The organism is Vibrio sp. Isolate25, from assembly GCF_022398025.1.
Classification (GTDB): Bacteria; Pseudomonadota; Gammaproteobacteria; order Enterobacterales; family Vibrionaceae; genus Vibrio; species Vibrio coralliilyticus_A.
Genome location: NZ_JAKEUT010000005.1, coordinates 187,938 through 211,289, shown reverse-complemented (window position 1 = coordinate 211,289; position 23,352 = coordinate 187,938). Strand labels below are relative to the sequence as shown.

24 protein-coding genes are annotated in these 23,352 nt (G+C 45.6%); 14 read left to right on the top strand and 10 right to left on the bottom strand.

The features are described 5' to 3' along the window. Nucleotides 1-126 precede the first annotated feature (126 nt). The 10 genes from L1D15_RS13305 (at nucleotide 127) to L1D15_RS13260 (ending at nucleotide 7,772) form a co-directional block, all read left to right on the top strand. The gene (locus L1D15_RS13305; protein ID WP_239876079.1) at nucleotides 127-993 is read left to right on the top strand and encodes a TolC family protein; all 867 of its coding nucleotides are present in this window, start codon (nucleotides 127-129) and stop codon (nucleotides 991-993) included. After that, nucleotides 990-1,505, top strand: a complete 516-nt coding sequence (locus tag L1D15_RS13300; RefSeq protein WP_239876078.1) for a DUF1629 domain-containing protein — start codon at nucleotides 990-992, stop codon at nucleotides 1,503-1,505. The genes L1D15_RS13305 and L1D15_RS13300 overlap by 4 nt, the downstream gene beginning before the upstream one ends. A gap of 154 nt (nucleotides 1,506-1,659) precedes the next feature. After that, nucleotides 1,660-2,268 (top strand): DUF1629 domain-containing protein, encoded by a 609-nt coding sequence (locus L1D15_RS13295; RefSeq protein ID WP_239876077.1) that lies wholly within the window; start codon nucleotides 1,660-1,662, stop codon nucleotides 2,266-2,268. Between the two features lie 159 nt (nucleotides 2,269-2,427). Further along, complete coding sequence (locus L1D15_RS22120) at nucleotides 2,428-3,006, top strand: DUF1629 domain-containing protein (protein ID WP_345779263.1); 579 nt, start codon at nucleotides 2,428-2,430, stop codon at nucleotides 3,004-3,006. A gap of 119 nt (nucleotides 3,007-3,125) precedes the next feature. Then, the gene (locus L1D15_RS13285) at nucleotides 3,126-5,534 is read left to right on the top strand and encodes a hypothetical protein (protein ID WP_239876075.1); all 2,409 of its coding nucleotides are present in this window, start codon (nucleotides 3,126-3,128) and stop codon (nucleotides 5,532-5,534) included. Between the two features lie 15 nt (nucleotides 5,535-5,549). Beyond that, the gene (locus tag L1D15_RS13280) at nucleotides 5,550-6,269 is read left to right on the top strand and encodes a hypothetical protein (RefSeq protein WP_239876074.1); all 720 of its coding nucleotides are present in this window, start codon (nucleotides 5,550-5,552) and stop codon (nucleotides 6,267-6,269) included. Beyond that, nucleotides 6,256-6,501 carry a hypothetical protein gene (locus tag L1D15_RS13275; protein WP_239876073.1) on the top strand — a complete coding sequence of 82 codons (246 nt, stop codon included), beginning with the start codon at nucleotides 6,256-6,258 and terminating at the stop codon, nucleotides 6,499-6,501. Before L1D15_RS13280 ends, L1D15_RS13275 begins: the two co-directional genes overlap by 14 nt. 323 nt (nucleotides 6,502-6,824) lie before the next feature. Further along, nucleotides 6,825-7,037, top strand: a complete 213-nt coding sequence (locus tag L1D15_RS13270; RefSeq protein WP_239837186.1) for a cold-shock protein — start codon at nucleotides 6,825-6,827, stop codon at nucleotides 7,035-7,037. Nucleotides 7,038-7,417: 380 nt separating this feature from the next. Further along, nucleotides 7,418-7,564, top strand: a complete 147-nt coding sequence (locus L1D15_RS13265; protein WP_239837185.1) for a hypothetical protein — start codon at nucleotides 7,418-7,420, stop codon at nucleotides 7,562-7,564. Between the two features lie 7 nt (nucleotides 7,565-7,571). Then, on the top strand, nucleotides 7,572-7,772 hold the full coding sequence (locus L1D15_RS13260) for a hypothetical protein (protein ID WP_239837376.1): 201 nt from the start codon (nucleotides 7,572-7,574) through the stop codon (nucleotides 7,770-7,772). A gap of 129 nt (nucleotides 7,773-7,901) precedes the next feature. Here the strand turns inward: L1D15_RS13260 and L1D15_RS13255 are convergent, their stop codons facing one another. The 9 genes from L1D15_RS13255 to L1D15_RS13215 all read right to left on the bottom strand — a co-directional run bounded on the left by L1D15_RS13255 (nucleotide 7,902) and on the right by L1D15_RS13215 (nucleotide 18,242). Next, nucleotides 7,902-8,912 carry a LacI family DNA-binding transcriptional regulator gene (locus L1D15_RS13255; protein ID WP_239876072.1) on the bottom strand — a complete coding sequence of 337 codons (1,011 nt, stop codon included), beginning with the start codon at nucleotides 8,910-8,912 and terminating at the stop codon, nucleotides 7,902-7,904. A 139-nt stretch (nucleotides 8,913-9,051) separates the two neighbouring features. Next, nucleotides 9,052-10,791, bottom strand: coding sequence for a sodium/solute symporter (locus L1D15_RS13250; protein ID WP_239876071.1), 1,740 nt, complete (start codon nucleotides 10,789-10,791; stop codon nucleotides 9,052-9,054). Then, nucleotides 10,784-11,779 (bottom strand): ester cyclase, encoded by a 996-nt coding sequence (locus L1D15_RS13245; RefSeq protein ID WP_239876070.1) that lies wholly within the window; start codon nucleotides 11,777-11,779, stop codon nucleotides 10,784-10,786. The genes L1D15_RS13250 and L1D15_RS13245 overlap by 8 nt, the downstream gene beginning before the upstream one ends. A 39-nt stretch (nucleotides 11,780-11,818) precedes the next feature. Continuing rightward, nucleotides 11,819-12,793: an ester cyclase gene (locus L1D15_RS13240; RefSeq protein WP_239876069.1), complete on the bottom strand. Its 975-nt coding sequence runs from the start codon at nucleotides 12,791-12,793 to the stop codon at nucleotides 11,819-11,821. 438 nt (nucleotides 12,794-13,231) lie between these two features. Beyond that, nucleotides 13,232-14,512, bottom strand: coding sequence for a TRAP transporter large permease (locus L1D15_RS13235; RefSeq protein ID WP_239865989.1), 1,281 nt, complete (start codon nucleotides 14,510-14,512; stop codon nucleotides 13,232-13,234). Next, on the bottom strand, nucleotides 14,509-15,072 hold the full coding sequence (locus tag L1D15_RS13230; protein WP_239876068.1) for a TRAP transporter small permease: 564 nt from the start codon (nucleotides 15,070-15,072) through the stop codon (nucleotides 14,509-14,511). Before L1D15_RS13230 ends, L1D15_RS13235 begins: the two co-directional genes overlap by 4 nt. Before the next feature lie 63 nt (nucleotides 15,073-15,135). Next, nucleotides 15,136-16,131, bottom strand: coding sequence for a TRAP transporter substrate-binding protein (locus L1D15_RS13225; protein ID WP_239876067.1), 996 nt, complete (start codon nucleotides 16,129-16,131; stop codon nucleotides 15,136-15,138). Between the two features lie 252 nt (nucleotides 16,132-16,383). Continuing rightward, a complete protein-coding gene (locus L1D15_RS13220) occupies nucleotides 16,384-17,343 on the bottom strand; it encodes a substrate-binding domain-containing protein (RefSeq protein WP_239876066.1) in 960 nt (319 codons plus the stop codon). Between the two features lie 149 nt (nucleotides 17,344-17,492). Beyond that, on the bottom strand, nucleotides 17,493-18,242 hold the full coding sequence (locus tag L1D15_RS13215; RefSeq protein ID WP_239876065.1) for an aldolase/citrate lyase family protein: 750 nt from the start codon (nucleotides 18,240-18,242) through the stop codon (nucleotides 17,493-17,495). Nucleotides 18,243-18,531: 289 nt separating this feature from the next. On the opposite strand from L1D15_RS13215, the gene hisD reads away from it, so the two are divergent. The 4 genes from hisD to L1D15_RS13195 are packed head-to-tail and all read left to right on the top strand — an operon-like array spanning nucleotide 18,532 to nucleotide 22,337. After that, complete coding sequence (hisD, locus tag L1D15_RS13210) at nucleotides 18,532-19,824, top strand: histidinol dehydrogenase (RefSeq protein WP_019277691.1); 1,293 nt, start codon at nucleotides 18,532-18,534, stop codon at nucleotides 19,822-19,824. A gap of 2 nt (nucleotides 19,825-19,826) precedes the next feature. Beyond that, nucleotides 19,827-20,561 (top strand): SDR family oxidoreductase, encoded by a 735-nt coding sequence (locus tag L1D15_RS13205; protein WP_239876064.1) that lies wholly within the window; start codon nucleotides 19,827-19,829, stop codon nucleotides 20,559-20,561. Nucleotides 20,562-20,608: 47 nt separating this feature from the next. Beyond that, nucleotides 20,609-21,604, top strand: coding sequence for a cupin domain-containing protein (locus L1D15_RS13200; protein ID WP_239876063.1), 996 nt, complete (start codon nucleotides 20,609-20,611; stop codon nucleotides 21,602-21,604). A 10-nt stretch (nucleotides 21,605-21,614) separates the two neighbouring features. Next, a complete protein-coding gene (locus L1D15_RS13195; protein WP_239876062.1) occupies nucleotides 21,615-22,337 on the top strand; it encodes an alpha/beta fold hydrolase in 723 nt (240 codons plus the stop codon). A gap of 47 nt (nucleotides 22,338-22,384) precedes the next feature. On the opposite strand, the gene L1D15_RS13190 is transcribed toward L1D15_RS13195, so the two are convergent. Continuing rightward, the gene (locus L1D15_RS13190) at nucleotides 22,385-23,281 is read right to left on the bottom strand and encodes a LysR family transcriptional regulator (RefSeq protein ID WP_239876061.1); all 897 of its coding nucleotides are present in this window, start codon (nucleotides 23,279-23,281) and stop codon (nucleotides 22,385-22,387) included. Nucleotides 23,282-23,352: the final 71 nt, after the last annotated feature.

The window sequence follows — 23,352 nt, the reverse complement described above, 5'->3', positions numbered from 1 at the left end:
GTTGCATACTATTTTTGAAGTAATATCAAGCCAGTAAAAAGTATAGATTACTACTTTAGTAGTGGTGGCCCTATCTTAACCCCTTCGTTTGTTACCTTGCTTGTAGATTTGCGGGAGATAACAACGATGACATTGCGATATTCTATTCTTGCACTGACGCTAGTAGGCGCTATGGGTTGTGTGTCGGGAACTAGTGCAGACTTTGTCAGACAGGCTGAGCTGAATAGAGCCCAGTCTGTAGAACAATTGCTGGGGCAGGTGGTAGCCGAGCGACAACTTTCACTGGAAGCTGACGAAATTAGCCCTCCGACTCAACTGACGGATTTGATCTCTATCCCTGAGCTTGATCAATACTTGCAAGCCGCGTTTGCTCATAGTCCCAGTCTGCAACAAAGCGTGATTGCACTGAAAATTGCTTATGCCCAGCAAGGAATCACGGTGGCAGACCAGCTACCTACGGCGAATGCCAGCTTTACAGGTCAATCCCAAGAAGATACCGACGACAGCTATACCGGTGAGGTGACCGTGAGCTGGGAGCTGGATCTATGGCAAAAACTGGCAGATAGCAGCGAGGCAGCACGAAAAGATGTTGCGGCCTCTCAGGCGAGCTTGCAATCAGCAAAAGATTTGTTGGCGGCCAATATCATGCGTAATTGGTTGGAAATCAGCGTCAATCAGCAACTACTTGATATTGAGCTGAGAAGACTGGATGTGTTGGAAAACAACGAGGTGTTGGTATTAGAGCGCTATCAAGTGGGACTAGGCAGTCTGGAAGACTTAGATAACGCGAAACACACCAACTTTAACCGCAAAAACAAGCCTTATGTTGGATGTGGCGAAGCTGAAAAGGTAGGTCAAGTTAACGCTCATGAAAAACACTGCCAAAGCAATGGTAACCATTCTGGCGAAGTTGATACTCGCCCAGGTAGAAGCAGTAATCTAGATGAACCAATTAACTTCAAGCAAAGCTGGGCTCTTGAGAGAAAAATATGAATAACTACAACGATGTTTATTACCTTTTAAAAGGCGTACCTTTTCAAGAAAAGTTCTTGGAGTTAAAGGCTTCTAAAAATACCGGAAGGCGTAATCATACATTTGAGAAACTTGATTATGGGGATGGCCCGGCATTTTTTGATAATGCCTACAAAGGCGAAGTTCCATTTCATCTATCTGACGCTCAGCTAGATGGAATCTATCCTGTTGTTTCAGAGAAAATTGCGTCAGTTATTAAGCACTTCAATATTGATGGTTTTCAACTATTTCCAGCAGTGATTGTAGATGACGACGGTGAATGGCATGAAGAGTTCTACTTTTTTAATTTCTATCGTTCTCTAGATTGTGTTGATTTTCAAAACAGTGTTGTAAGGAATTACTCACCAGCTAAAAGGAACAATACGGTTCTACAATACCAATTGGATGAAAATGTGCTAGACGCGATCCCTGAAGAAAATAGGCTAATGATAAAGCTAGCTGGTGTGACAGGGGGGGGCATTACTGTTCCATGAGAAGGTTGTCAAAGATCTAGCTAAGTTCGATATTGAAGCTTTTCAGTTCTTTAAGCTGAGCGATTACCGTAAAGGGATGGAGTTTGAATAGGTTGCACATGCAACGGAGTTATGCCGAGTACCCTAATATCTGTTGTAATAAAAGCAGGAGTTGATGAGTAATTACGAACAACAATACTACAAAGTGTTTGAAGTACCATTTCGAGAGACTTACCTTCATTTGAAGGCATCACAGGATACAGGTCGCCGTCGCTATAGCTTCACTAAATTAGATTTTGGCGATGGCCCCATATTCTTTACGAATGCAGATAAAGGCGAAATGCCATTCATAGTCAGTGATTTTTTGCTCCATGGTTTTTTCCCTGTAGTTTCTAAGAAAATTGCCGAAATGATAACGCCTTATGACATTAATGGTTTTCAGTTGTTTCCTGCAGTATTGATTGGTGATGATGAGAAGTGGCATGAAGATTTTTTCTTCTTTAATGCCTATGGCAACCTCGACTGTATAGACTTTGATAGCAGTGAAATACTCGATTATTCACCTGAAGACAGTAGGCATGAAGTCATCCGATATAAATTTAAAAATGAAGTGTTAGATGCGATTCCATTAGAAAATCGTTTGATTGTACGCCCAAGTAAAGTTGCTGGCGGTGGCTTACTCATTCACGAAAGCATTGTGACCAAGCTTAGTAAGTATGTCGACCCCAAAGCGTTTAAGTTCTTCAGACTGAGTGAATACAAATTAGGGGACAAATATAGTTAAAATTGCATTTTGGCAAGTTGGAGTCAGTTTGTTGAAACCATAGCTTTATAGGCGGCTTTTGAAGAAACCTAATCCGCTTGCTCAAATGTGATAATCACACTTCCAAAGTTAATAATTGTCTAAAAGGTTTTTATGAAACAGCACGAATAATAGTATTACATCTTAAAGCGTGTTGAGTTTCGAGAGATATTTTTATCTCTTAGAGCAACAGAGAACACTGGAGCACGCAATCATACTTATGAAAAACTTGACAACGGAGATGGGCCTGTTTTCTTTGAGAATGCGTATAAAGGTGAGATTCCTTTCCATCTCACTAATGCTCAAATGGATAGTATATATCCAGTAGTCTCAGAGGATGTTACTTCAGTAGTGAACCAATATGACACACATGGTCTTCAGTTGTTTCCGGCAGTCATTATAGGTGATGATGGAAAGTGGTATGAGGGGTTTTATTTCTTCAACTTTTATCGAGATATAGATTGTGTTGATTTTCAAAACAGTGTTGTAAGGAATTACTCACCAGCTAAAAGGAACAATACGGTTTTACAATACCAACTTGATGAAAATGTGCTAGACGCGATCCCTGAAGAAAATAGGCTAATGATAAAGCTAGCTGGTGTGACAGGGGGGGCATTACTGTTCCATGAGAAGGTTGTCAAAGCTCTAGCTAAGTTCGATATTGAAGCTTTTCAGTTCTTTAAGCTGAGCGATTACCGTAAAGGGATGGAGTTTGAATAACGTTCCTTTATAAACAAGGGATAGATTGCCTAACCTGTTAGAGAAAGTTACCGTTACCTGAACATATCACGTTCGCCGCATGAACGAACATAAACCGCTAATGTATGACGAGCTTTTCAATGAAAGATGTCACTATTACCTCCCCGATGCAACAGATACCAGAGGCGGTGAAAACCGTTCTGAAACAGTTTAACAGCTACGACGAACCATGTTTGGTGTTACTGTATTGCGATGCCGAACAAGAGGTGGTCAATGCCGCCTCTCAACAAGTGTTAGAACAAAACCGTTGTGAAGCTTCCAACTGGATTGGTCTTGAGAAGCGTCTTCGCTTTTGTCACCTGTTCTGCAATTACCAAAACGCCAATTTTTTTGCTTTTGATTTGACTGATATTCTGACTCAGCAAGGCTATCAAGCCAAAGTGTCGCTGTTTCGACATCATTGTCTCTGTGAGCCCGAAGACACTTACCGATGGAACGTTACTCAACTGCTGGCACTGTTGGAAACAGACGATCTCGTTGCGATTAATGATTTTTGCGATACTCGCCATTGGCAAGGTATCAGTCAGTACATCTACGCAGACCGAGAAGCTCGCCTAATTGGAGAAGAAGGGGAAGCTAAGGAGGGTGTTCTTTCTCCTGCTTCTCACGGTGAGTCAATAGTGGCTCCTTTGCAACAGCTATCACCTTTCATCCTTCACCTCCCTCAGGGAGAAGCGCTATGGCACTACGTGTTAACCGGAGAGTTTGATGCATCAATTCCATTAGAAGAGTGCCTACTTGAGCTGGATTCGGTCTTAGTGATCATACATGCTAAAAAACATAGTCCTAGCTTTTACCGCCACCTCCTACGCACCTGTGATTATGATAGTGTGCCACCACAGCATGAGATCTTGGGGTGTTTGACTGATATATTAAGACCGCTGTACCAAGTGTTGTTAGCTGCACCGCACGACCAGCATCATCAAGACTGCTTTTTACGTGTATTGGATATTTTCTTCCACCTATTCGACCAGCAAGACTTGCCAAATGCTTGGCGGCAGATCCTGACGAAAGACGAAGAAACGGCGTGTCTCAGTGTTTTAGAATTTGAGCGTAGATACACGCAACCAAGTGACGCTTTAGATAATGCGATCTGCCCGAGGACCAAAAGGAATATTGATCGCATCATTGATTCACTGGATCATTTCTATACGTGTGATCACGACGAATATCAAGAGATAGAGCGCGTATTTGGCTCAAATCGTCATGCATTTGACCACCAGCAGTGGCAGCGCGACGAGGAAGAACAGCAAACGAGATGTCGTTTAATCGGCGCGATTTTACTCAATTTGAATCACGATGTAGGGCTGGTTGATGGTGATACCGATGCGCTACTTAAATGGGTCAGTGATGGCCTGCATCAGGATGTTTATAGTGAGATTAAGCGTCATTGTGGTCGCCAACCGGAGCATTTGCAAGCGTGGCTAATCAACGAAAGCAATAATGGGTTTACTGCGCTTGTTGAGGAGCTGAGCTCAATACTTAAGCACGAGATGGACAGAGATGCTCAATCTGAACTCGGCGTTATCCAGCCGAAATATGATCTTTTCTCGTCAATCGGTCCATTCCGCCTAATGCTAGCGACCTGTTACTGGCTCTATAAGGCCAATCAGGATTCGTTTGCCAAACGCGTCATTCTACTGAGTATGGAGTTAGCGCCACAGGCGACTATCGAGAGCATGTCTCGCCTTTATCGAAACGGTTTCCAAGGGTTTGCCTTACCCGAACTACGGTGTACTTTCTTTACGACTTTACATGAGGTGGGGGTACCTGATGCTGACCTTAGTGCGTTTCACATCAGTATCGCCGTCCAATATGATGAAAGCGAGTTGGAGGCCTTGGCCCACCAGTATGTGGAATGCGACCACAGTGAAAGAAACAGATGGAACTTGGCGATCAATAAGCTTGGCTCTTATGAGCGTGATTACTTCTATCTTAACGTCCATCGCTTACACTCGGAGATTAGCACGCCATTACGTGATTTTCGCCCAACGGTTGTCCGTGAGCTTATGTCTGTTGTGGTCAAAGACGGACATGATGTTGATGTCCACACCCTTGCTGATGCCGCGCTTCGCTTCTTAGATGGTGAATTGAGCTTTCGTTGCTACCAGCGCCTCACTTATGAGTACGTGGATGTTGAACAGTTTGATCTTCCACCGTACTGCTACAGAAAAAACGCGCCTAAGATTTTGCCGCAGATCCTTGTAGACCCCGATCTCACCAGCCAGCTACGTTGGATACAATTGTTCTGCTGTCAGTCCACGGCCCTAAAATTCATTGGGTTGACCTTTTTCCGTCGTCACTCAACACACAACAACCCGTTGCAAACCCAACTGCTAGAACAGGTGTTCTTTGAGCAGCTTTTGCATGAAGATGCCTTATCATTTTCCGATCGCCAAACGATCGAACTTGACGATTTGACGCCAGAATGGCTCGAATATTGGCATCAATATCAGCGACAAATGGCCCGCAAAATCAAACACCTATAATCCGTACAGGAGGAAATGACCATGATAGATATGCAGGGCATTTTGAGTGAGTATCTGCCACTTCAACTGATCCATGTTGGTGATGTGTATGCCGACAAAGACGGTGACCCCCATGCGTGGTTAAATGAGTATGACTTCATCTGGCAGCCGATTAGCGACAACTGCTCACATCCACATCTCTTTCTTGGTGAAGAAGTGGTGTGTTTTGAGCCTGAAAGTGACCAAGATAAAGCTGAAAATCTAAACCGACGCACAGGTGGTCAGCCCCTTCGGATGCCCAAAATTTCAACCTGTTCTGGTCTATACACGTTATTGTTGGACAATGAACTCGCCGCCGAGCTCGAGTTTTCTGACAAACTAGGCATTACGTTTTCAGCAGCCGAGGTGCGTGATGCAGCGGGCCACTTGCACACTGATTTCACGGTGCTGTCATTCCATAAGGTATTGTTTCACCATCGTTTTGAAACTCGTTTTCGCCACATACCAAGCGCACAGCGCTTATTGGTGTGTATTGAGCTCAATCAATCGTCATCGACGTTTTTTATCCACCAATCCTTACTTGAGCGTTGGCAACAAAAAGGCGTCGAAGAAGTGAACTATGATATTGCTCCTGAACATCAAAGCCTGAAAAAGCTGATGGAGCAAGACCACTATTGGGGCTATTGCACGCGCTGGTTTGCCAATCTAGACGATTTCCAACAAAATCGTCATGGACATATTGATGGTCGAACTTAGGAGAAACCCCAATATAGAGAGGAGAAAAATTCAACAATACTGTTTGAGTGATGAAAAATTAGAAGCTATACCAGAAGAAGAACGCTTGGTTTTTATGCCTAAATTCAGCAGTACCCCTCATATTATGATGCATGAGAAAGTAGTGAAAGTGTTTAAGAAGCACAACGTCGATACGCTTAACTTTATAAAAGTATCGGATTGGATCATGGGAAAGCAGTTTGTAGAGTCTTAATAAGTGTGCATCTCGGCCGCCATGCAATAGTGGTCGAGATGCAGACCTGAGTCGATAGAAGTTATCATCATTTTAAGTAGATTGTGATTATTTTTAACTTGTTGATTTTTAAAGATATTAAAAATAATCAAATAAATAGGTATCTATTGTGCTCATACAGTGTATAGTGGCTACCAGCTCAAAACAGTGAGCTATTGATAACTTATTTAGTTCAAGATCTTCTCAGTTTTTTTCGATTTGACTCGTCATATCTATCCTGCGATACCTTTTTCTTCATTCCTTATTTAGTAGCTCTATTTTCAACTCAATCTATCGAGATATACATGTCAAATAAAACAACTGGCGCAGTAAAATGGTTTAACGAAACAAAAGGCTTCGGATTTATCACACCTGATAATGGAAGTGCTGATCTATTTGTTCACTTTAGATCTATTGCTAGTGATGGCTTTAAAACTTTAGCTGAAGGCCAAAAAGTATCTTTTAACGTAGAGCAGGGCGGCAAAGGCCCACAAGCAGCTAACGTTACAGTACTGTAAGAATTTTGGTGAGATCTTGCTAGCTTCCTAGTTATGGCGAGATCTCTCCCTTTAATCACTTATTAAGGAGTGAAATGAATAGAAGAAGTAATCGAAAAACATATTGGTATTACGTATTGCGTGAGCAGAGAATACCTAAAGAGAAAAGCTAATTGTACCAAATTAAATATTACCTTAATCACAATAAAGACTCTTGGTCATCGACCATAAACCAACTCAATAGCGACGTTTTAAGGCGTCATATCCTCCCGAGAGTACATACTCACTGCCTTGACTTGAATTTCACATTCTGTGAATTCGAAAATACTGGGGAAATAAAAAGTTCACAAGGTATGGTCTTGGGACACTTTTATCTTTCATCAGGCAAAGGAGATTAGGCTTTGAAAAAAGCAAGTGGTCGTAAATCGAAAACAGAAAATTTAGAAAGCGATGCCAATGGTGATCGTAAAGAAAATATTCACACAGTTAGAAAAAAGATTGAGAATATTTTATTAGAACGAGAACAAAAAAAGCTATGGGAACTGTGAGATGAAAATGAAAAAACCTTTAAAAAAATCAAGTAAGAAACTTCGCAAAAGTAACTTCGAAGAGCGATTTTCTCTCATGGTAGCCGAATATAATAAAGCGAAAGAAGTGCTTGATTCTATGGCCGAAGGCAGCCCTGAGCATATTAAACAGAAAAAAAAGTGTGAGACTTTGTTCGCAAGTGCTGAACGTTTCATCAACGCAAATTAGAAGCTTCTTAATCGCTTAATATCCCTCATATTGTAGGTATCTTATTTGGTAAAGGTACCACTTCAGTTACCCAACCTCAGCTTTACCCATTAGCATTCAGAATCATTCTAGAAAAGCATGAGCCGCGACTTACTCACGGCTGGTCGTGCGTCGTTCAATCCGTTTAACTGGCACCATCATTTTGACCATGCTGGTGTTTTGCTCGTTGATTTGATCTACCACAATTTTGACGCTTTCTCTGGCTAGGCGCTTGAAGTCCTGCCTGAATGTTGTGAGTTGGTAGCTCAGCCACTCGGTTTGAGGGATATTATCAAAACCGATCACCTGTAAATCTTCAGGAATACGTAAGCTAAATTCATAGCGAGCGACATCCATTAACGCCATCGCCAGATTGTCCGTCGCGCAGAACACTGCATCAGGGCGCTCTGTCCTTTTTAGCAGCTGACGAATATCGTCAAGCGCGGCGGTATAGTCGTAGTTTGCTTCAACAACTTGAGGGAGCGTACTTGTCAAATCTTCAAACTCACTACAGAAGCCTTTTTGGCGTTCATCATTGGTGAAAGTTGGTACTTCGCCTGTTAGATAGATGGGATGTTTCGCGCCGCACTCAACTAATAATTGTGCGGCTTGTTGGCCTGCTTCATAGTTATCGCTGATCACGTAACTACTTTTGGTTCCCTCGACGACACGCGCGTATTGAACAATGGGGATATTGAACTCTTCACACTCTTCATAGAGGCTTTTGTTGAACGTGGCCGAAGCGGCAATCACACCATCCACGCGGTACTGGAATATATTAGGAATAGAATGATTTTCTTTGTCATCAACCTGCCACGGAATCAAAACTGCTGAGTAACCCAGTTTTTGTAGTTCTGACGAAATAAGCTGAAGGGTTTTCATATGAATCGGATAATCGGCATCAGGAAAAACCAAACCGATAAGTTTGGACTCGTTGGTTGTTAGACTACGAGCAAACGCATTGGGACGGTAATTCAACGCTTTAGCAGCTTCATAAACTTTTTGTTTTGTTTTCTCTGACACTGAGCTGCCAGGAACGAAAACACGAGAAACGGTTGATTGAGAAACACCGGCGAGTTTTGCGACATCTTTTGACGTGACTGTCTGCTTAGTGGAGTTCATGGGCTATCGTTCATCTAGTGACAAAAACACAGCAAGCCTAACATAAATAGGTACGTAGTCATAAAGAGAAAAAAGCCTTACTTAAGTTAAAATAAGGCTTTTGGTTTATTAAACTACTTTGATTGGGTACAACCCAGATCTATTCAGCCGTTTCAACCTGCTCCGGTTTGGCCGCTTTAGAGCCTCGTAGTGAATAGACAGCGTAAGCGACAACACTGATTGCTACCACGATTGAACAGCCACGAACAAAGTTGATAAGCATTGGTGCGTTATCGGTGAAGGTGTTGATTCCCCACAGTAGAACTAGTGAGAAGACGAACATGATCAACAAGCCATAGCATGGCGCGTCTATTTTTCCAGGGATAACGTACCAGCCATCTTCTTTAACTGGTTTGTTCAGACGAGCGTATTCCGCCTGTTGCCCTTTGATGGTGTATAGGTGCATCTCTTGCTGCTTTCCTGTCAGAAGCAAGCTTGCAACATAAGCAACAACAGCGTTGACGACGACACCAATCACGCAGTACCAAGGCCACGCGATATCGGTCGCCACCGCGACATACCAGATGGCAATAAAGCTTGCGACGACGCCAATAAGCAAGCCCTTTTCAGTGATGTGTTTTGAGTAGAAACCCAATACAAACATACAAAAGCTCGCACCCACGAAGTAAGAGCCGGCTTTACTCAACACTTCTAGCACTGAGCCTGTGCTGGTTGCGAACATCAGAGCGGGAATGATGACCAGAATCGCCCATGCAACCGTGAAGACGCGAGATGCTTTCAGGTAGTGCTCTTCTGACTCGTTTTTCTTATAAAAGCGCTTGTAAAAATCGGCGACAGACACCGTTGCCATCGAGTTAAATGCCGAGTCAAGGCTCGACATGCTTGCTGCCAGAATCGCTGCTGCAATGATACCCATCAGTCCCGGCATTCCGTACTCAGTGGCGTAATGAAGAATGATAGTATTGCCATTCTCGAATTCTTTACCGTCGTAATACGCGTTAAACAAAACGCCAAGCAAAATGAACACGAAGTAGATAAAGAAGGCGACGTAACCCATCATTAGCATGGCTTTCTTCGCATCACCCATGCTTTTGGCTGCCATACAGCGCTGAACCATCATCTGGCTACCACCGTAGACTGTTGTGTGGAACATCGTCATAGCGATTACCCCAGCCCAGATAGTCGTCACTTGGCTCAAATCCATACTGGTTTGCAGAGCGTCTGTCATGCCTTTCGCTTTTAATCCAGCCATGACTTCGGTCATCGGCTGTGGCATGCCGTTCCAGACGGCTTCGATAATGATGAAGGCGCCGATGAACAGAATCACAGCTTGAATTACATCGGTCCAGATAACGGCGGCGATGCCACCCATGACGGTATAAATCAGCGCAATGGCAGTCACGATCATGATGCAGTACACCACGTCTATACCTGTGATGAACTCCAGTATCATCGCTGTTGCGTACAATACCGCAGCGGAGCTTAACGCCTGCTTAATCAGGAAAATAAACGATAAAGTCACACGTGATGCTTTGCCGAAACGTCTTTCCTGATACTCGTAGATAGAAGTCAGCCCGTTGTTGTAAAAAAATGGCATAAATACAGCAACGATAAAGAAGATCACCAATGGGTAGTTAAGGTGAATCGCGATAACCGACAAGCCTTCTTTGTATGACCATGCAGGACCACCCAAGAATGACATCGCACTGACATAGGTACAGACAACAGAAATACCTATTGCCCACCATGGGATATTTTTATCACCGAGCGCGAACTGATTCGCCGAAGTCACTTTCTTGCCGACCACAGCGCCCAGTACTAAGGTTAGGGCGATGTAACCGCCAAGAATGGTCCAGTTCAGTACACCAAACTCATGCATAATTAGGTCCTTCTAATTGTTCTTTCATTTGGCCGAAGACGTCATAACCAAGTTGAAGCAGAATATGGATGATATCAATCGCTACCCAGTTTTCTTTCAGCAAGTTACCTTCTCGTCGCCAGATATCCATGACGCGAAGTTCGATATTTTTTCCTGTTGGAGCAAGGCCTAACCAGCCACTGTGACCCGTATGAGTACCATGCATGTGAGGCCAGCCTCCAGTGGATACGTAGTCATTTTTGGCCAAAAAATTGAGCTCTATATCAACACTTCGATCGGGGAAGGCGAAGACAAAAGGAGCTTGGTGGTGGTTGCGGAAGCCTTTGATGCCGCGTGTGGTTCCGATACCTGCTGGGCCATACCACATAAAGTCTTTATGCCAGTAGTTTTCCAGATCCATAGAGTAGAGATCTTTGCCGTCAAAACGACCAAGACATGCCAGCATATCATTGACTAGTTGACCACTTTTGGCACTGGCCTCGTCACACACTTCGGAGCTTTGTATGCCGTCAGCAGTAGCGGGAGAAGGAATCAATCCATCGTGACCTAGACTTTTACGCAGAGGATTAACATTAGACTGGTTCATGACATCGATAAAATCTGGGATCATGTAAGATTCAGTGATCTGGTTATTTTCGATACACACCATTTCCGTATATCTGAGATACAGGGTTTTTCCTGTTGCCGGAATACCGAACAGTGGTTGTTCAAAAGTACCGACAAAGTAACCGGTTGAGTTGTACCAAGTACGACCTTCAAACTCACCGTTCATCACGATCATTGGGCGTCGCTCAACATCAGGCATTGCCGTGACCAAAGGTGATAGAAACGAAGTGTGTGCAGCATCTGGGCCGTTCAGGTCATTGACTGGGTGAGCGACACACCATTTTACATCAGGGTTCAGCGCTTGCTGAGCGACGATTGCTTGCTCGCTAGGGCTGGCTTTGAAGTATCGTTGATAAAAGTGTTCAATGATATTGAGTGACATTTTGCTTCCTTACTGAATGTGGGTTTATGACTGGGCGGCTTAGCCTTGCTGAATCAGAATCTGCTTCCAGATCGCGGTTTCGTCGATCAGCGTAAACTCACGACGCAGTCCCCATGGGCCAAATTCAGCATGGCTGATGCCCATGATGTAAACGTCTTTACCTGTTGGTTTACCAAATGCGCCATAACCTTCGTGCTTACCATGCAGAGACCAGCGAATGGCGGCGCGTGGAGACATCATTGGATCTTCTCGACCAATGCGATGGTGAACTTTGAACTCGGCATTTGGGAATGAAGAACGTAGTGAAATCCAGAAATGATCAATTTCGCTGTGTGATAGAGCGGTACGGCCGCCGCTGTACTCACCGATACAAGCTCGGTCGTATTCACGTGGGATGGCGGAAAACTCAGCATTCATGATGCTGTTAAGAATGGCTTCGTATTGCTGACCATATTGATTGTCATTGCCAACGCCAGTGTATGGGCCCTGCATATCGACATCTGGAGTAAAAGGGAAGGAGGCTTTTTCTACGCCACCTTCAAAATCAATTTGTTTTCGGGCGAACTCTTCTGACGTCATGCCGAGCTGTTTTGCGATGTCTGCTTGGTCGCGTACTAGCCACTCATCATTAATCTGATTGTTGATGGCATGGCAGTCAGCGATGATGCGAAAACGCAACTTGCTGTTCGTTGCTTTGCCATAGAAACCATCGCTGCTGTGTGTGGCAGTCGAAATGATACGGTGAGAGGACAACATGCCTTGCTCTGGCGAGCCAGACCAGATGACATCTTCTCCGTAAAGCGTACGGTCAGGGAACTCGGCCAGTGTGGCCATGGTCGCGCTAATAACATCATCGTTACCTTGCACAATAGACAAAGGTGTACGCACAACAATATCGGGTGAGTAATAGTGCTCAAGGGTATTTAGGCCGCGATCCTCCCAAATCTCTTTTGTAATCCCCAAAATATAATCGGGAAAATCACGCCATTTTTCATCAAAGCCAACCATGGCCATACCTCACCTCCTAAACTGGTTGTTTGTTTTGGTTACGTATCCAAAGTGAATGTTTGGGGCGTTGTTGTCAACGAGTTGTTAATGTAATGTTTCAATATCGTGCTAAAGATCGGGTTTTTAACATTTGTTCGAAGTTTGTTCAGGTTAATTACTCTAATACGCACCAATGTATCGAGTCGCGGTAGAGGTAATAACTGACTTTAAATGATATATAAGGATGATAATCAGAGAGTTACTGTTTATCATGTTGATGGCTAAGGAAACTAAAAATGGGTATTGGAGGATTTGTGTTCAGAAGAAAAAGTGGATGCTAGAGCTCCATAGGGTGGCAATAATCGTACATGTTTCTAACCTAACTCAACAAGATTTGCATTGCATACGAATTCTTTGTAGCACCACCTAGTGATTTGCACTAGGTGGTGAAATCTGTTCGGAGAGTTACGAGAGCATTTCCGGCAAGGACAGAGAAATAGCCGGTATGAAAGTGATCAGCATGAGTGCAACAATCATGGCACCTATCCAGCCTATGATGGCTTTAGATAGTGACTCAATTGGTACCTTGCCAACTTGACTTGCCATAAATAGATTGGCTCCAAGTGGTGGGGTAACAAAACCAATCGCTAGGTTCACAATCATTACAATACCAAAATGAACAGGGTCCATGCCCAACGCAGAGGTGATCGGCAGGAGAATAGGAGTCAGAATTACGATTGCAGCTAAGGTCTCCATGAACGTTCCAACAAGTAGTAACAAGATATTGATACACAGTAAGATCAACAGTTTGTTCTCAGTAATGGTTAGAATGAATTGAGCGATTTCAGTCGGTAGGCGTTCTAGGGTCAAAATTCGACCAAAGGTGACGGAAGCGCCGACAATAACCAAAACGGCACCGACCAAAAGTGAGGACTCTAAGATGATCTTGACAACTTGCTTGGCGTTCAGTTCTTTGTAGACAAACATGCCGAAGAACAAGCCATAGAGAACGCCAATGGCGGCTGATTCAGTTGGAGTAAAAATGCCTGAGTAGATCCCCCCTAAAATGATTACTGGCAGTAACATGGCCCAACTTGCGTCTTTGAGCGCAGACAGACGTTCGCCCCAACTGGCTTTGTGATCATTTCCAGCATAGCCACGAATTTTGGAAACTATCAAACAGTAGCCGATCAATACCAGACCAACCACCAGACCTGGGATGATTCCCGCCATGAACATCTTAGTGACAGAAACTTCCGCGGTAATCGCGTAAACAATCATGACTACAGAAGGAGGGATAATCACACCGATACCACCTGATGAAGCAATCAGAGCACCAGCGAAGCTGCGGTCATAGCCTTTTTTTACCATCGATGGGATCATCGTCAGGCCGATGGCGGCAACGGTAGCGGAACCGGTACCTGAAATCGATGCGAAGAACATACAGGCAACAATGGCAACAATACCCAGCCCGCCAGTGAAGTGACCGAAAAAGACTTCGGCGACATGAAGAAGACGTTTGGATATACCGCCCTGACTCATCAGGTTACCCGCCAGAGTGAACAGAACCACTGCCAGTAGGGGGAAAGAGTCTAGGCCAGTAACCAATCCTTGAACTAAGAACTCAACGTTCAGGAAAGGCAGGCTCATGATCGCAATCATACTGGCGGTTGCCAGTGCAATGCCGACCGGTACGCCGATTAAGAGTAGCAGTCCGAAGCTGCCGAATAAGAGTGCAGATGTCATGCGTTAAGCTCCTGCATTCGATTAGATGCTTTGTATTTCGCTTTTAACTGGCGATACCTATCACTGCAAAAGCGCGTTGGCTGAGAGGGTGCCGACAGCCCGCAGAGGCGCTGATAAATACTGACGATTAAACGCAGGATACTCAGAATCGCACACACCAGCACTGAGGCATACAAGCAGGCCACGGGGATCTCCATTGCTGGCGCAATCTGCCCGAGTTGAAGGCTGCGGTTAATGACCTTAAAACCAAACCAGGCCACGACACTGCTGAATACTAGATAGATGACGTCTGAAATGATCAGGCTGATTTTGGGCAAAACCCCGGGTAATTTATCGACGAATACGCGAATTCGGATATGTCGGTCATGTTTGATGCAGTAGCTGATGCTGAGGTACATCGCCCACACAAATAGGTATCGTGACAGCTCTTCAGCCCAAGCAATGGTGGCGTCAAACAGGCGCAAAGCGATTTGCAAGCAGAGAAGAGCCGTCATGGTCGTAATGGCAATGACAATCAGGCTAGGTTCAAAATATTTATCCAGTAAGCGAAACCACTTCATGTTCACCTCCCAAAGCAGTTCGTTTCCGAAGAGCCTCGGCTCCCCGGAAACACAGAGTGAGAATTACAGGCGGTCAATTTCAGCGATAACGCTGTCAAACAACTGTTCACCTGTCTTGCTGCGCAAGTCTTGGTAAACCGCTGCGTTCATTTTGTTCTTCATCTGCTCGCGCACGGTTTCCGGCACTTCATTCACTGTCATGCCTTTTGCTTTCAGGTCTTCAATCACATCCTGATTCTGCTGCGCCGCTAAAACACGTTGTTTAGCGATGGTTTCTTTGGTGATGTCATTGATAAGTGCTTGCTGGTCTGCAGGTAGTGAATCCCAGAAGGACTTATTCATAAACAACACATAGTTGCTGTAGATGTGGTTGGTTAGCGACAAGTAGTTTTGCGCTTCATAAAAACGCTCGGCATAAATGGAGTAAATAGAGCTTTCCTGAGCATTGATCAGACCCTGCTGTAGCGAGGTGAAAATCTCACCCCAAGACAGTGGCGTTGGCGCTGAACCGATGGATTTCCAAGCGTTGATTTGACTTGGATTAGGTGCTGAACGAATTTTCAGGCCCTGAAGATCGTCGAGTGTGTTGATTGGGGCTTTGTTGTTGGTGACATTACGGAAGCCTAGCTCCATAAAGCCTAAACCGTGAAAACCTTTTGACTCCATTGCTTTCAGCAGAGGCTGGCCGATTTTATCGCTGTCTAGCGCTCGGTGTGCCTGCTCTTCACTGTCAAACAGATAGAAGGTATCAAGAACGTTGAATTCTGGTACATAGGGCGCGAGGAGAACTGAGGCTCCAAACGTCATTTGCAGGTTACCTTGCTGAACCAATTCTGTTGTTTCGCGTACATCACCAAGTTGGCGCGCAGGGTAAATCTCTACTTCCAGTTCACCGTTTGAACGAGACTCCAACTCTTGTTCGAAGTAGAGCATTGCTTGGTGAACAGGTGATGTTTCCTGGCTGTCATGGCCGAGACGGATGACATTGCTTGCAAACGTATTCATGCTGCTAATGGTTAGGCCAAAAGCGGTTAATGATGTGATGATTGCTTTTTTCATTGTTCTTCCTTGTATCTGGTATGACCTTTGAGCATTCATTTTTGAGATCATACAGGCTTGTTTGTTTTATTAACGTGTTGAGCAATTCATATCCTTTTGCATACGAATCCAAAAATAAAACATGCAATTAACAAGTCAATAACAAGATGCGCAACTTGATACGGAATTCAGTAAAAAATGACGAAAATACAGTGGGGGTCACATAAAAAAGCCTCGTCATGGAGACAAGGCTTAGTGGAGTTGAATAGTGTGTTAACGAGTGGTGCTACCGCGCTCAATCAATGTGCCTTGTTCAAGCAGGTAGTCGCCAGACGCGTCGGTATTGTTGTTGATACGATCCATTAAATCTTCGACAGCGCGACTTACGATCTTGTCGACAGGCTGGGCGACGGTGGTTAAGTCGTAAGCTGGCCAGCCAGACATCGGGATATTATCGACGCCCATCACCGCATAATCTTCCGGTATCGATGCGCCTGCTTTTCTTAGTCCATCCATCAAGCCCAGGGCGATGATGTCGTTGGCGCAGAAAATCGCTTCCGGCTTCACCGCATGCGACTGAATCTCTGTTGCGGCTTCCATCCCCGCATCGAAGCAGTATTTAGCTTGAATAAATACAGGGGTCGGAACACCTAACTCTTTGAGCTTTGATGAGAAGCCAAGCCAGCGTTCTTCGCTGGTCATTGAACCTGAATCGCCACTGACATACGCCAGTTGTTTGTAGCCTTTTTTCACCAGATACTCGGCCGCTTCTTGGCCGGCCTGGCGGTTGTCGACACCGGCACAGTTAGCATTGATGCCATTGGTATAACGGTTGATAAGACTCAGGTGAACACCAAATTTTTCGCACTGGGCAAAAGCGCGTGAAGTCAGACGGCTGGTGGCGATGATCAGGCCATCAACCTGATACTCAATCGCACGGGAAATTGCCAGATCAAGATCGTCTTTGTCGATTGGACACAGAACCACCTGACCGCCACGTTTTTGGATTTCCATTGCTAACGCACGTGATTGCAGGTCATACATCGGGTTTGACTCACTGTCTAACGCGATGGCAACAAGACCAGAGCGATTTGAGATCAGGCTACGAGCAATAGCGTTGGGGGTGTAACCGAGCTTAGCGGCGGCATCCATCACCATCTTACGTTTCTTCTCGCTGATGCTAGCGGTCGGGCTGAACGCTCTTGATACGGTCGACTGAGAGACGCCGAGCATTTTCGCGACGTCTATAGAAGTTACTTTCGCTTTAATGGTGATACTCCTTTCCGTGGGTTTGCTGACCCTTTTATCTGCCAGAGTGTATGGGTTAGGGGATTTCTCTGTCTAGCGCTGTGCATTGATAGAGATTAAATATCGGATAAAACTCAGGAATTCATCACATTTCTTTCTTGCCTGAAGCCATCGATGATCATTTTGTGCTCTGACCCGACGCCAAAGAAATTAACACCAAGCTCGCTCCAGTCTTTTGCTTGCTGCGCTGTGGCAACGAACATACCGACGGGTTTGCCACAGGCTTTGGCGGCTTCAATAATCTTGATGCTTGCTTGTCGCACCTGATCGTCATTTACGCTTTTAGCGCCATACGCCACGGTGAGGTCGACCTGACCAATAAACAGGGCATCAATACCATCAACTTGAGCGATGGCTTCCACATTGTCGACACCTTCGGGATCTTCTATCTGAGCCACGACCACAGTATTCGCTTTACTGTCAGCTAGGTGTTGAGTCATAGGTTTGGTTGCGTAGCTTGCAGCGCGGCTGGAGCCCGCATACCCGCGTCCCCCTTCACCGTAGTGACATGTCTTAACGATTTTCTCTGCCTGTTCTGCATTACAGACATGTGGGATCTGAACACCTGTCGCACCACAATCCAAAGCATTAAGAATGGTGGCCGGCTGGCTGTCTTGAACCCGAACCAGACAGGGTAATTGATTGGCACGAGCAGCAAGGACACACAGGTCGAGAGACTGACGGTCAAACGGAGCGTGCTCGGCATCGAGAATGATGAAGGACAATTCAGACAGTGCTAGCACTTCGATAATGTGGGGGTGAGGGGTTTTAACAAATGTTCCCAGTAAGGAAGGCTGGGTTAGCGTAGATTTGAAATTAGTCATGAAAACACTCCATTGCAAAGGTATGCAAAAATTAGCACGAACAAATGTAAATGATCAGTGAATTTTATGTGATCCAAATACCGTTTTTGATTATTAAATCATCGATTGATTGTGTCTATGATGCTTTGTTCTGCCTTTAAGCCTTATTAAAACAAGCGATTAGAGAGTTTTTTGGGCTTGCGTACGATTATCTTGAAAATTGTTAAATTTATGTTTAATCTAATTTTGCATTCGTATCCAAAATCACAAAGAAGCAATTGTCAGTCTAAACCCTCAAGGAGAAAATCGCATGGCACGCATTTTAAAGAACGGAATCACTGAAGAAGCATCAGCATCAAATGACGCGAAAGTGCGTCAGATCGTAGAGAACATTCTTGCTGATATTGAATCGAAAGGTGACAGCGCCGTACGCGAGCTTTCAGAAAAATTTGATAACTGGTCACCAGAGCAGTTTCGTTTAACACCAGATCAGATTCAGGCATGTGTCGACGCGTTAGATGAGTCAACTCGCCACGATATTGAATTCGCTCAGGAGCAAGTACGTAACTTTGCTCAAATTCAGCGCGATTCAATGAAAGATGTTGAAGTTGAAACCATGCCGGGTGTGGTTCTGGGTCATAAGAATATTCCGGTTAACAGCGTAGGTTGTTATATCCCAGGCGGTAAGTACCCGCTAGTCGCGTCTGCTCACATGAGTGTACTCACTGCAAAAGTGGCAGGCGTAAAACGAGTGATTGCTTGTGCCCCGCCATTTAACGGCCAGCCAAATGTGGCCATCGTCGCGGCGATGGCGATGGCTGGCGCTGATGAAATTTACTGTTTTGGTGGCGTTCAGGCGGTAGGTGCAATGGCGTTGGGTACTGAAACCATTGCCCCTGTCGATATGATTGTTGGCCCAGGTAACGCGTTTGTTGCTGAAGCCAAGCGTCAGTTGTTTGGTCGCGTGGGTATCGATTTGTTTGCTGGTCCAACGGAAACGCTGGTTATTGCTGATGAAAAGGGCTGTGACCCAGAACTGGCAGCAGCAGACTTATTGGGTCAGGCTGAGCATGGCTACAACTCTCCGGCCGTTCTTCTAACAAACAGCGAGACGTTTGCCGAGGAAACGATCAAAGAGATTGAGCGCCAGCTGACAATCCTGCCGACGGCGGAAGTTGCGGGTAAAGCGTGGGCAGATTACGGTCAGGTGATCGTGTGTGACAGCTATGAAGAAATGGTTGAAGTTGCAGATGACATCGCCTCAGAACACGTTCAGGTGATGACGGAAGATCCAAAGTATTTCCTCGACAACATGTCTAACTATGGTGCGCTGTTCTTAGGTCGTGAGACCAACGTTTCTTACGGTGACAAATGTATTGGTACTAACCATACGCTTCCGACAAAGAAAGCAGCTCGCTACACCGGTGGTCTGTGGGTAGGTAAATTCATCAAAACTTGTACGTATCAACGTGTCACTGAAGCGGCATCTTTGAAGGTGGGCGAATACTGTTCTCGCTTGTGTGCACTGGAAGGTTTTGCTGGGCACAAAGAACAGGCGGATATTCGTGTACGCCGTTACAAAGGCAAAGTAGAAGAGGCCTAATTATGTCGAAACTTGCCTTAGTTACAGGCGGCAGTGGCGGTCTAGGGGCCGCCATATGTCACAAGCTGGCCGATTCCGGCTACCGAGTTGTCTTAACGTACAACAGCAATCAACAGTCGGCGCACAAAGTACTGTCTGAGTTGTCCGGTGATGGCCATTTAGCTTTTCAGCTCAATGTGTCGGATTCGCAAGCTATAGATGCGTTAGCCAGTCAGGTCAATGAAATTAACGGTCAACTGGATTTACTGGTCAATTGCGCCGGTATGACAAAGTTTGTTGCGCATTCAGATTTGAGTGGTTTGAACGACGAGCTGTTTGACCAAATTTTCCAAGTCAATGTTCGCGCACCGTTTGCCATGGTTCGCGCCTGTGAATCTTTGCTACGTGAGGCCAAAGGTTGCGTGGTGAACATTACTTCCATCGCCGCGCAAACCGCGATGGGTAGTAATATTGCTTACTGTGCGAGTAAATCCGCCGCAGAGAATATGACTCGCTCATTGGCAAGAGCGCTTTCACCGGATATTCGCGTCCTTGCAGTTGCTCCGGGGCTGGTGGACACCGAGTTTGTTAAAGGGCTCGATGACAGCTGGCGCAATCAGCAGGAGCAGTCGACACCACTGAAACGTCTTGCCAGTGATGAAGAGGTGGCGAGTGCAGTCTACGCCGCCGCGGAAGTACTGACGTTCTCAACGGGCAATACGATTGCTGTCGATGGTGGCAGACCTCTTGGTGCCTGATTGCGGTGATTTGATACCCAAGAAAAGAACAACTACTAGGATTATCTATGACTCTACAAAATCGAATTAACGACAATCTTGTTCGTTACATGGAGCTGATACCGGGAACCAGTGCGTTTATCGATGCACGTACTCCGGGCAGTGACCTGAAAGACAACTTCTGCATCATAGGTGCAGGCGTCGCTGAAAGCAGCCGTCAGCATGTCCACATCCGCGAAACGGCGGGCTTCAATATTGGTGCAGCGGGCCAGCCTCCGGGTATTAAGAATTCGCTTCATTCTCACCGAACCGCTGAGCTGTTCGTTGTATTCAAGGGACAATTCCGCTTCTATTGGGGAAATGAGGGTGAACATGAAGCGGTACTGTCTTATGGTGATGTGATTTCAATTCCGACCAATCTTTTCCGTGGTTTTGAAGTTGTCGGCCGTGATTATGGTTTCATGTATTCCGTACTGGGTGGTGATGATTCAGGCGGTGGTGTGGTTTGGCATCCTAATGTGATCAAAGACAGTCAGGGCTATGGCTTGTATTTAAAAGCGGATGGCACATTAGTTGATACTGTTGACGGTGACCCTGTCCCACAAGAATCAGAGCTGATGCCGTTGCTGACGAAAGAGGAAATGGCTTCCTTTGATAACTACACCGCAGAGCAGATGAAACCATTTGTGGCGCTAAAGAAAGACTACCGCCCGATTGAGAATGATTTTTCCGCGCCGAACGTCAAACAATACGCGCTAACTGGTCATCCGCTGGCTGATTACGATTTTCAGGTGAAAAGTGAAGATGAGGTTAGCATCATGGCGTATGAACTCACAGAGGGTGGTTCCATTCCTCAGCATAGCCGTGATGAAAAGCAAGTATTGATTAACTTTGATGGTGACACCGAAGTGGTTGTGAACCATCAAGGCGAACAAGCCAGCCTTATCCTTACTCGAGGTGATGTTTTTAGTGTACCGGAAGGTGCCTCATACTCACTGATGAACTTACGCGGTAACAGCTTCACATATTGTGTACTTGGCTCTGACAAGCCAGCTAAACTGTAAGGAGTGCAACATGACACAACCACTACCTTTGATCTGGTTACCTGGATTACTGTGTGATGGTGCACTGTTTGAAGATGTGAATCAGGCACTGCCTCAATGGGTAGCGCCTGAGTGCGTTTCACTGGGTGCCTTGCCTACCATGGAACAACTAGCGGCTGATGTGTTGGCTAAAGCCCCACAAGAGTTTGTGCTTGGTGGTTTATCTATGGGAGGTATTTTAGCCTTTGAGGTATATCGTCAGGCGCCGGAGCGAGTCAAAGGTTTGATTCTGATGGATACCAACTCGGCGGATGAAAAACCGGAAGTTTCAGAGAAACGCTATGCACTGGTTAATAGGGCGTTAAATGGTGAGTTCGACCAGATTACAACTGAAGTGTTGATGTCGGTGTTGATCCATCCAAGTCGTGTTAACGAGGTGGAGCTGACGACGAGAATCGAGCAAATGGCGCTCAATGTTGGCCTTGAAGCTTTCCGAGCTCATGCTGATGCTTTGGCGACAAGGCCTGACGCTCGGCCACTTCTAGCAGACATCTCGGTTCCAACCCTCGTCATTACCGGCAAAGATGATTTGCTGTGTCCTATCGACAATCATTTACTGATGGCTAAGCACGTCCCAGATGTGACGTTGCACGTATTACCAAGCTGCGGTCACCTCTCCAGCATGGAGCAGCCAGACGCCGTAGCACGGCGCATATCCGACTGGCTGACACTCAATCAGCCACAATGGCTTTAGCCATGACCCCGCTCATTTTGGCGGGGTTACTTTTATCGACCAAACAATCAATCCTGACAGTCATGATCCTGATAGCTTAAGTACTCCACACATAAATCGTGAAACGCTTGTGCCTGCGGAGAAATGGTTCGGTCGCTGAGCGTGAAGATACCGATTTGTCTTTCCAATGGCGGATCGATAAGTGGTATCCACACCAATCGGGTTTCATTGGTAGGGAAGGCCAATTTCGGCAGGGTTGTAACACCGATGCCCAATTCTAATACGGAAAACAGCGAGGTGATGTTCTCTACCGAGTAAAGGGCTTGCTGACTTAGAGCGCGAGCAGGCGTTGGATCAAGTAAAGTGCAGGTCCCGTTACGAATAAACGGCTGCTTGAGCAGTGTTTGCCACTCAATACCTTCTTGGCTAGTCGCAATCGGATTATCACTCAAACACACCACACCAATCGGGTCGGACAATAAAGGGGTGAACGTCATGTTGTTATCATCGAGGTGAGATGGGTTTCCCAGTGCTAAATCAACCTCGCCAGAGAGTAATCTTGCTTCGACCCCTGCGGCATTGTCATCAATCAAACTGACTTCTACGTTTGGGTGCTGCTCGCAGAATGCCCCTAAAACGCTCGGAATGAGTTTAGCGGCAACAGAAGGCACACTGGCGATTTTTACCCGCCCTTGCTGGCCGGCTGCGGCAGCACGCAAATCATTGTCTAGCGCCGTATAGATATTGAGAAACTGAATGATCTTTGGCAAACAGATTTCGCCAAATGGGGTTAATTTGGCTTTGTTACCTGCTTCGAATAATGCTTGTCCCAATATCTTTTCCAGCTCTTTTATTGATGTGGATAATGCGGCCTGAGAACGGTTGGCGCGATGTGATGCTGCGCGAAAACCGCCTTCTTCGACCACCATCACAAAATGCTTTAATTGTTGAAATTTGATGCTCAACTCGGACTCCTTACCATCCCTTTATTCACCATAGTCTCAGTAAGGTGATAAGTTTTTTTTATCGAATGTAA

Coding starts and splice junctions, on each gene's coding strand:
- L1D15_RS13250 (WP_239876071.1), bottom strand. CDS start 10,791: ATGCATGAGTTTGGTGTACTGAACTGGACCATTCTTGGCGGTTACATC.
- L1D15_RS13255 (WP_239876072.1), bottom strand. CDS start 8,912: ATGAACTCCACTAAGCAGACAGTCACGTCAAAAGATGTCGCAAAACTC.
- L1D15_RS13270 (WP_239837186.1), top strand. CDS start 6,825: ATGTCAAATAAAACAACTGGCGCAGTAAAATGGTTTAACGAAACAAAA.
- L1D15_RS13280 (WP_239876074.1), top strand. CDS start 5,550: ATGACCATGATAGATATGCAGGGCATTTTGAGTGAGTATCTGCCACTT.
- L1D15_RS13195 (WP_239876062.1), top strand. CDS start 21,615: ATGACACAACCACTACCTTTGATCTGGTTACCTGGATTACTGTGTGAT.
- L1D15_RS13225 (WP_239876067.1), bottom strand. CDS start 16,131: ATGAAAAAAGCAATCATCACATCATTAACCGCTTTTGGCCTAACCATT.
- L1D15_RS13230 (WP_239876068.1), bottom strand. CDS start 15,072: ATGAAGTGGTTTCGCTTACTGGATAAATATTTTGAACCTAGCCTGATT.
- L1D15_RS13215 (WP_239876065.1), bottom strand. CDS start 18,242: ATGACTAATTTCAAATCTACGCTAACCCAGCCTTCCTTACTGGGAACA.
- L1D15_RS13200 (WP_239876063.1), top strand. CDS start 20,609: ATGACTCTACAAAATCGAATTAACGACAATCTTGTTCGTTACATGGAG.
- L1D15_RS13260 (WP_239837376.1), top strand. CDS start 7,572: ATGAAAAAACCTTTAAAAAAATCAAGTAAGAAACTTCGCAAAAGTAAC.
- L1D15_RS13220 (WP_239876066.1), bottom strand. CDS start 17,343: ATGCTCGGCGTCTCTCAGTCGACCGTATCAAGAGCGTTCAGCCCGACC.
- L1D15_RS13300 (WP_239876078.1), top strand. CDS start 990: ATGAATAACTACAACGATGTTTATTACCTTTTAAAAGGCGTACCTTTT.
- L1D15_RS13275 (WP_239876073.1), top strand. CDS start 6,256: ATGGTCGAACTTAGGAGAAACCCCAATATAGAGAGGAGAAAAATTCAA.
- L1D15_RS13285 (WP_239876075.1), top strand. CDS start 3,126: ATGAAAGATGTCACTATTACCTCCCCGATGCAACAGATACCAGAGGCG.
- L1D15_RS13240 (WP_239876069.1), bottom strand. CDS start 12,793: ATGGCCATGGTTGGCTTTGATGAAAAATGGCGTGATTTTCCCGATTAT.
- L1D15_RS13295 (WP_239876077.1), top strand. CDS start 1,660: ATGAGTAATTACGAACAACAATACTACAAAGTGTTTGAAGTACCATTT.
- hisD (WP_019277691.1), top strand. CDS start 18,532: ATGGCACGCATTTTAAAGAACGGAATCACTGAAGAAGCATCAGCATCA.
- L1D15_RS13245 (WP_239876070.1), bottom strand. CDS start 11,779: ATGTCACTCAATATCATTGAACACTTTTATCAACGATACTTCAAAGCC.
- L1D15_RS13205 (WP_239876064.1), top strand. CDS start 19,827: ATGTCGAAACTTGCCTTAGTTACAGGCGGCAGTGGCGGTCTAGGGGCC.
- L1D15_RS13235 (WP_239865989.1), bottom strand. CDS start 14,512: ATGACATCTGCACTCTTATTCGGCAGCTTCGGACTGCTACTCTTAATC.
- L1D15_RS13305 (WP_239876079.1), top strand. CDS start 127: ATGACATTGCGATATTCTATTCTTGCACTGACGCTAGTAGGCGCTATG.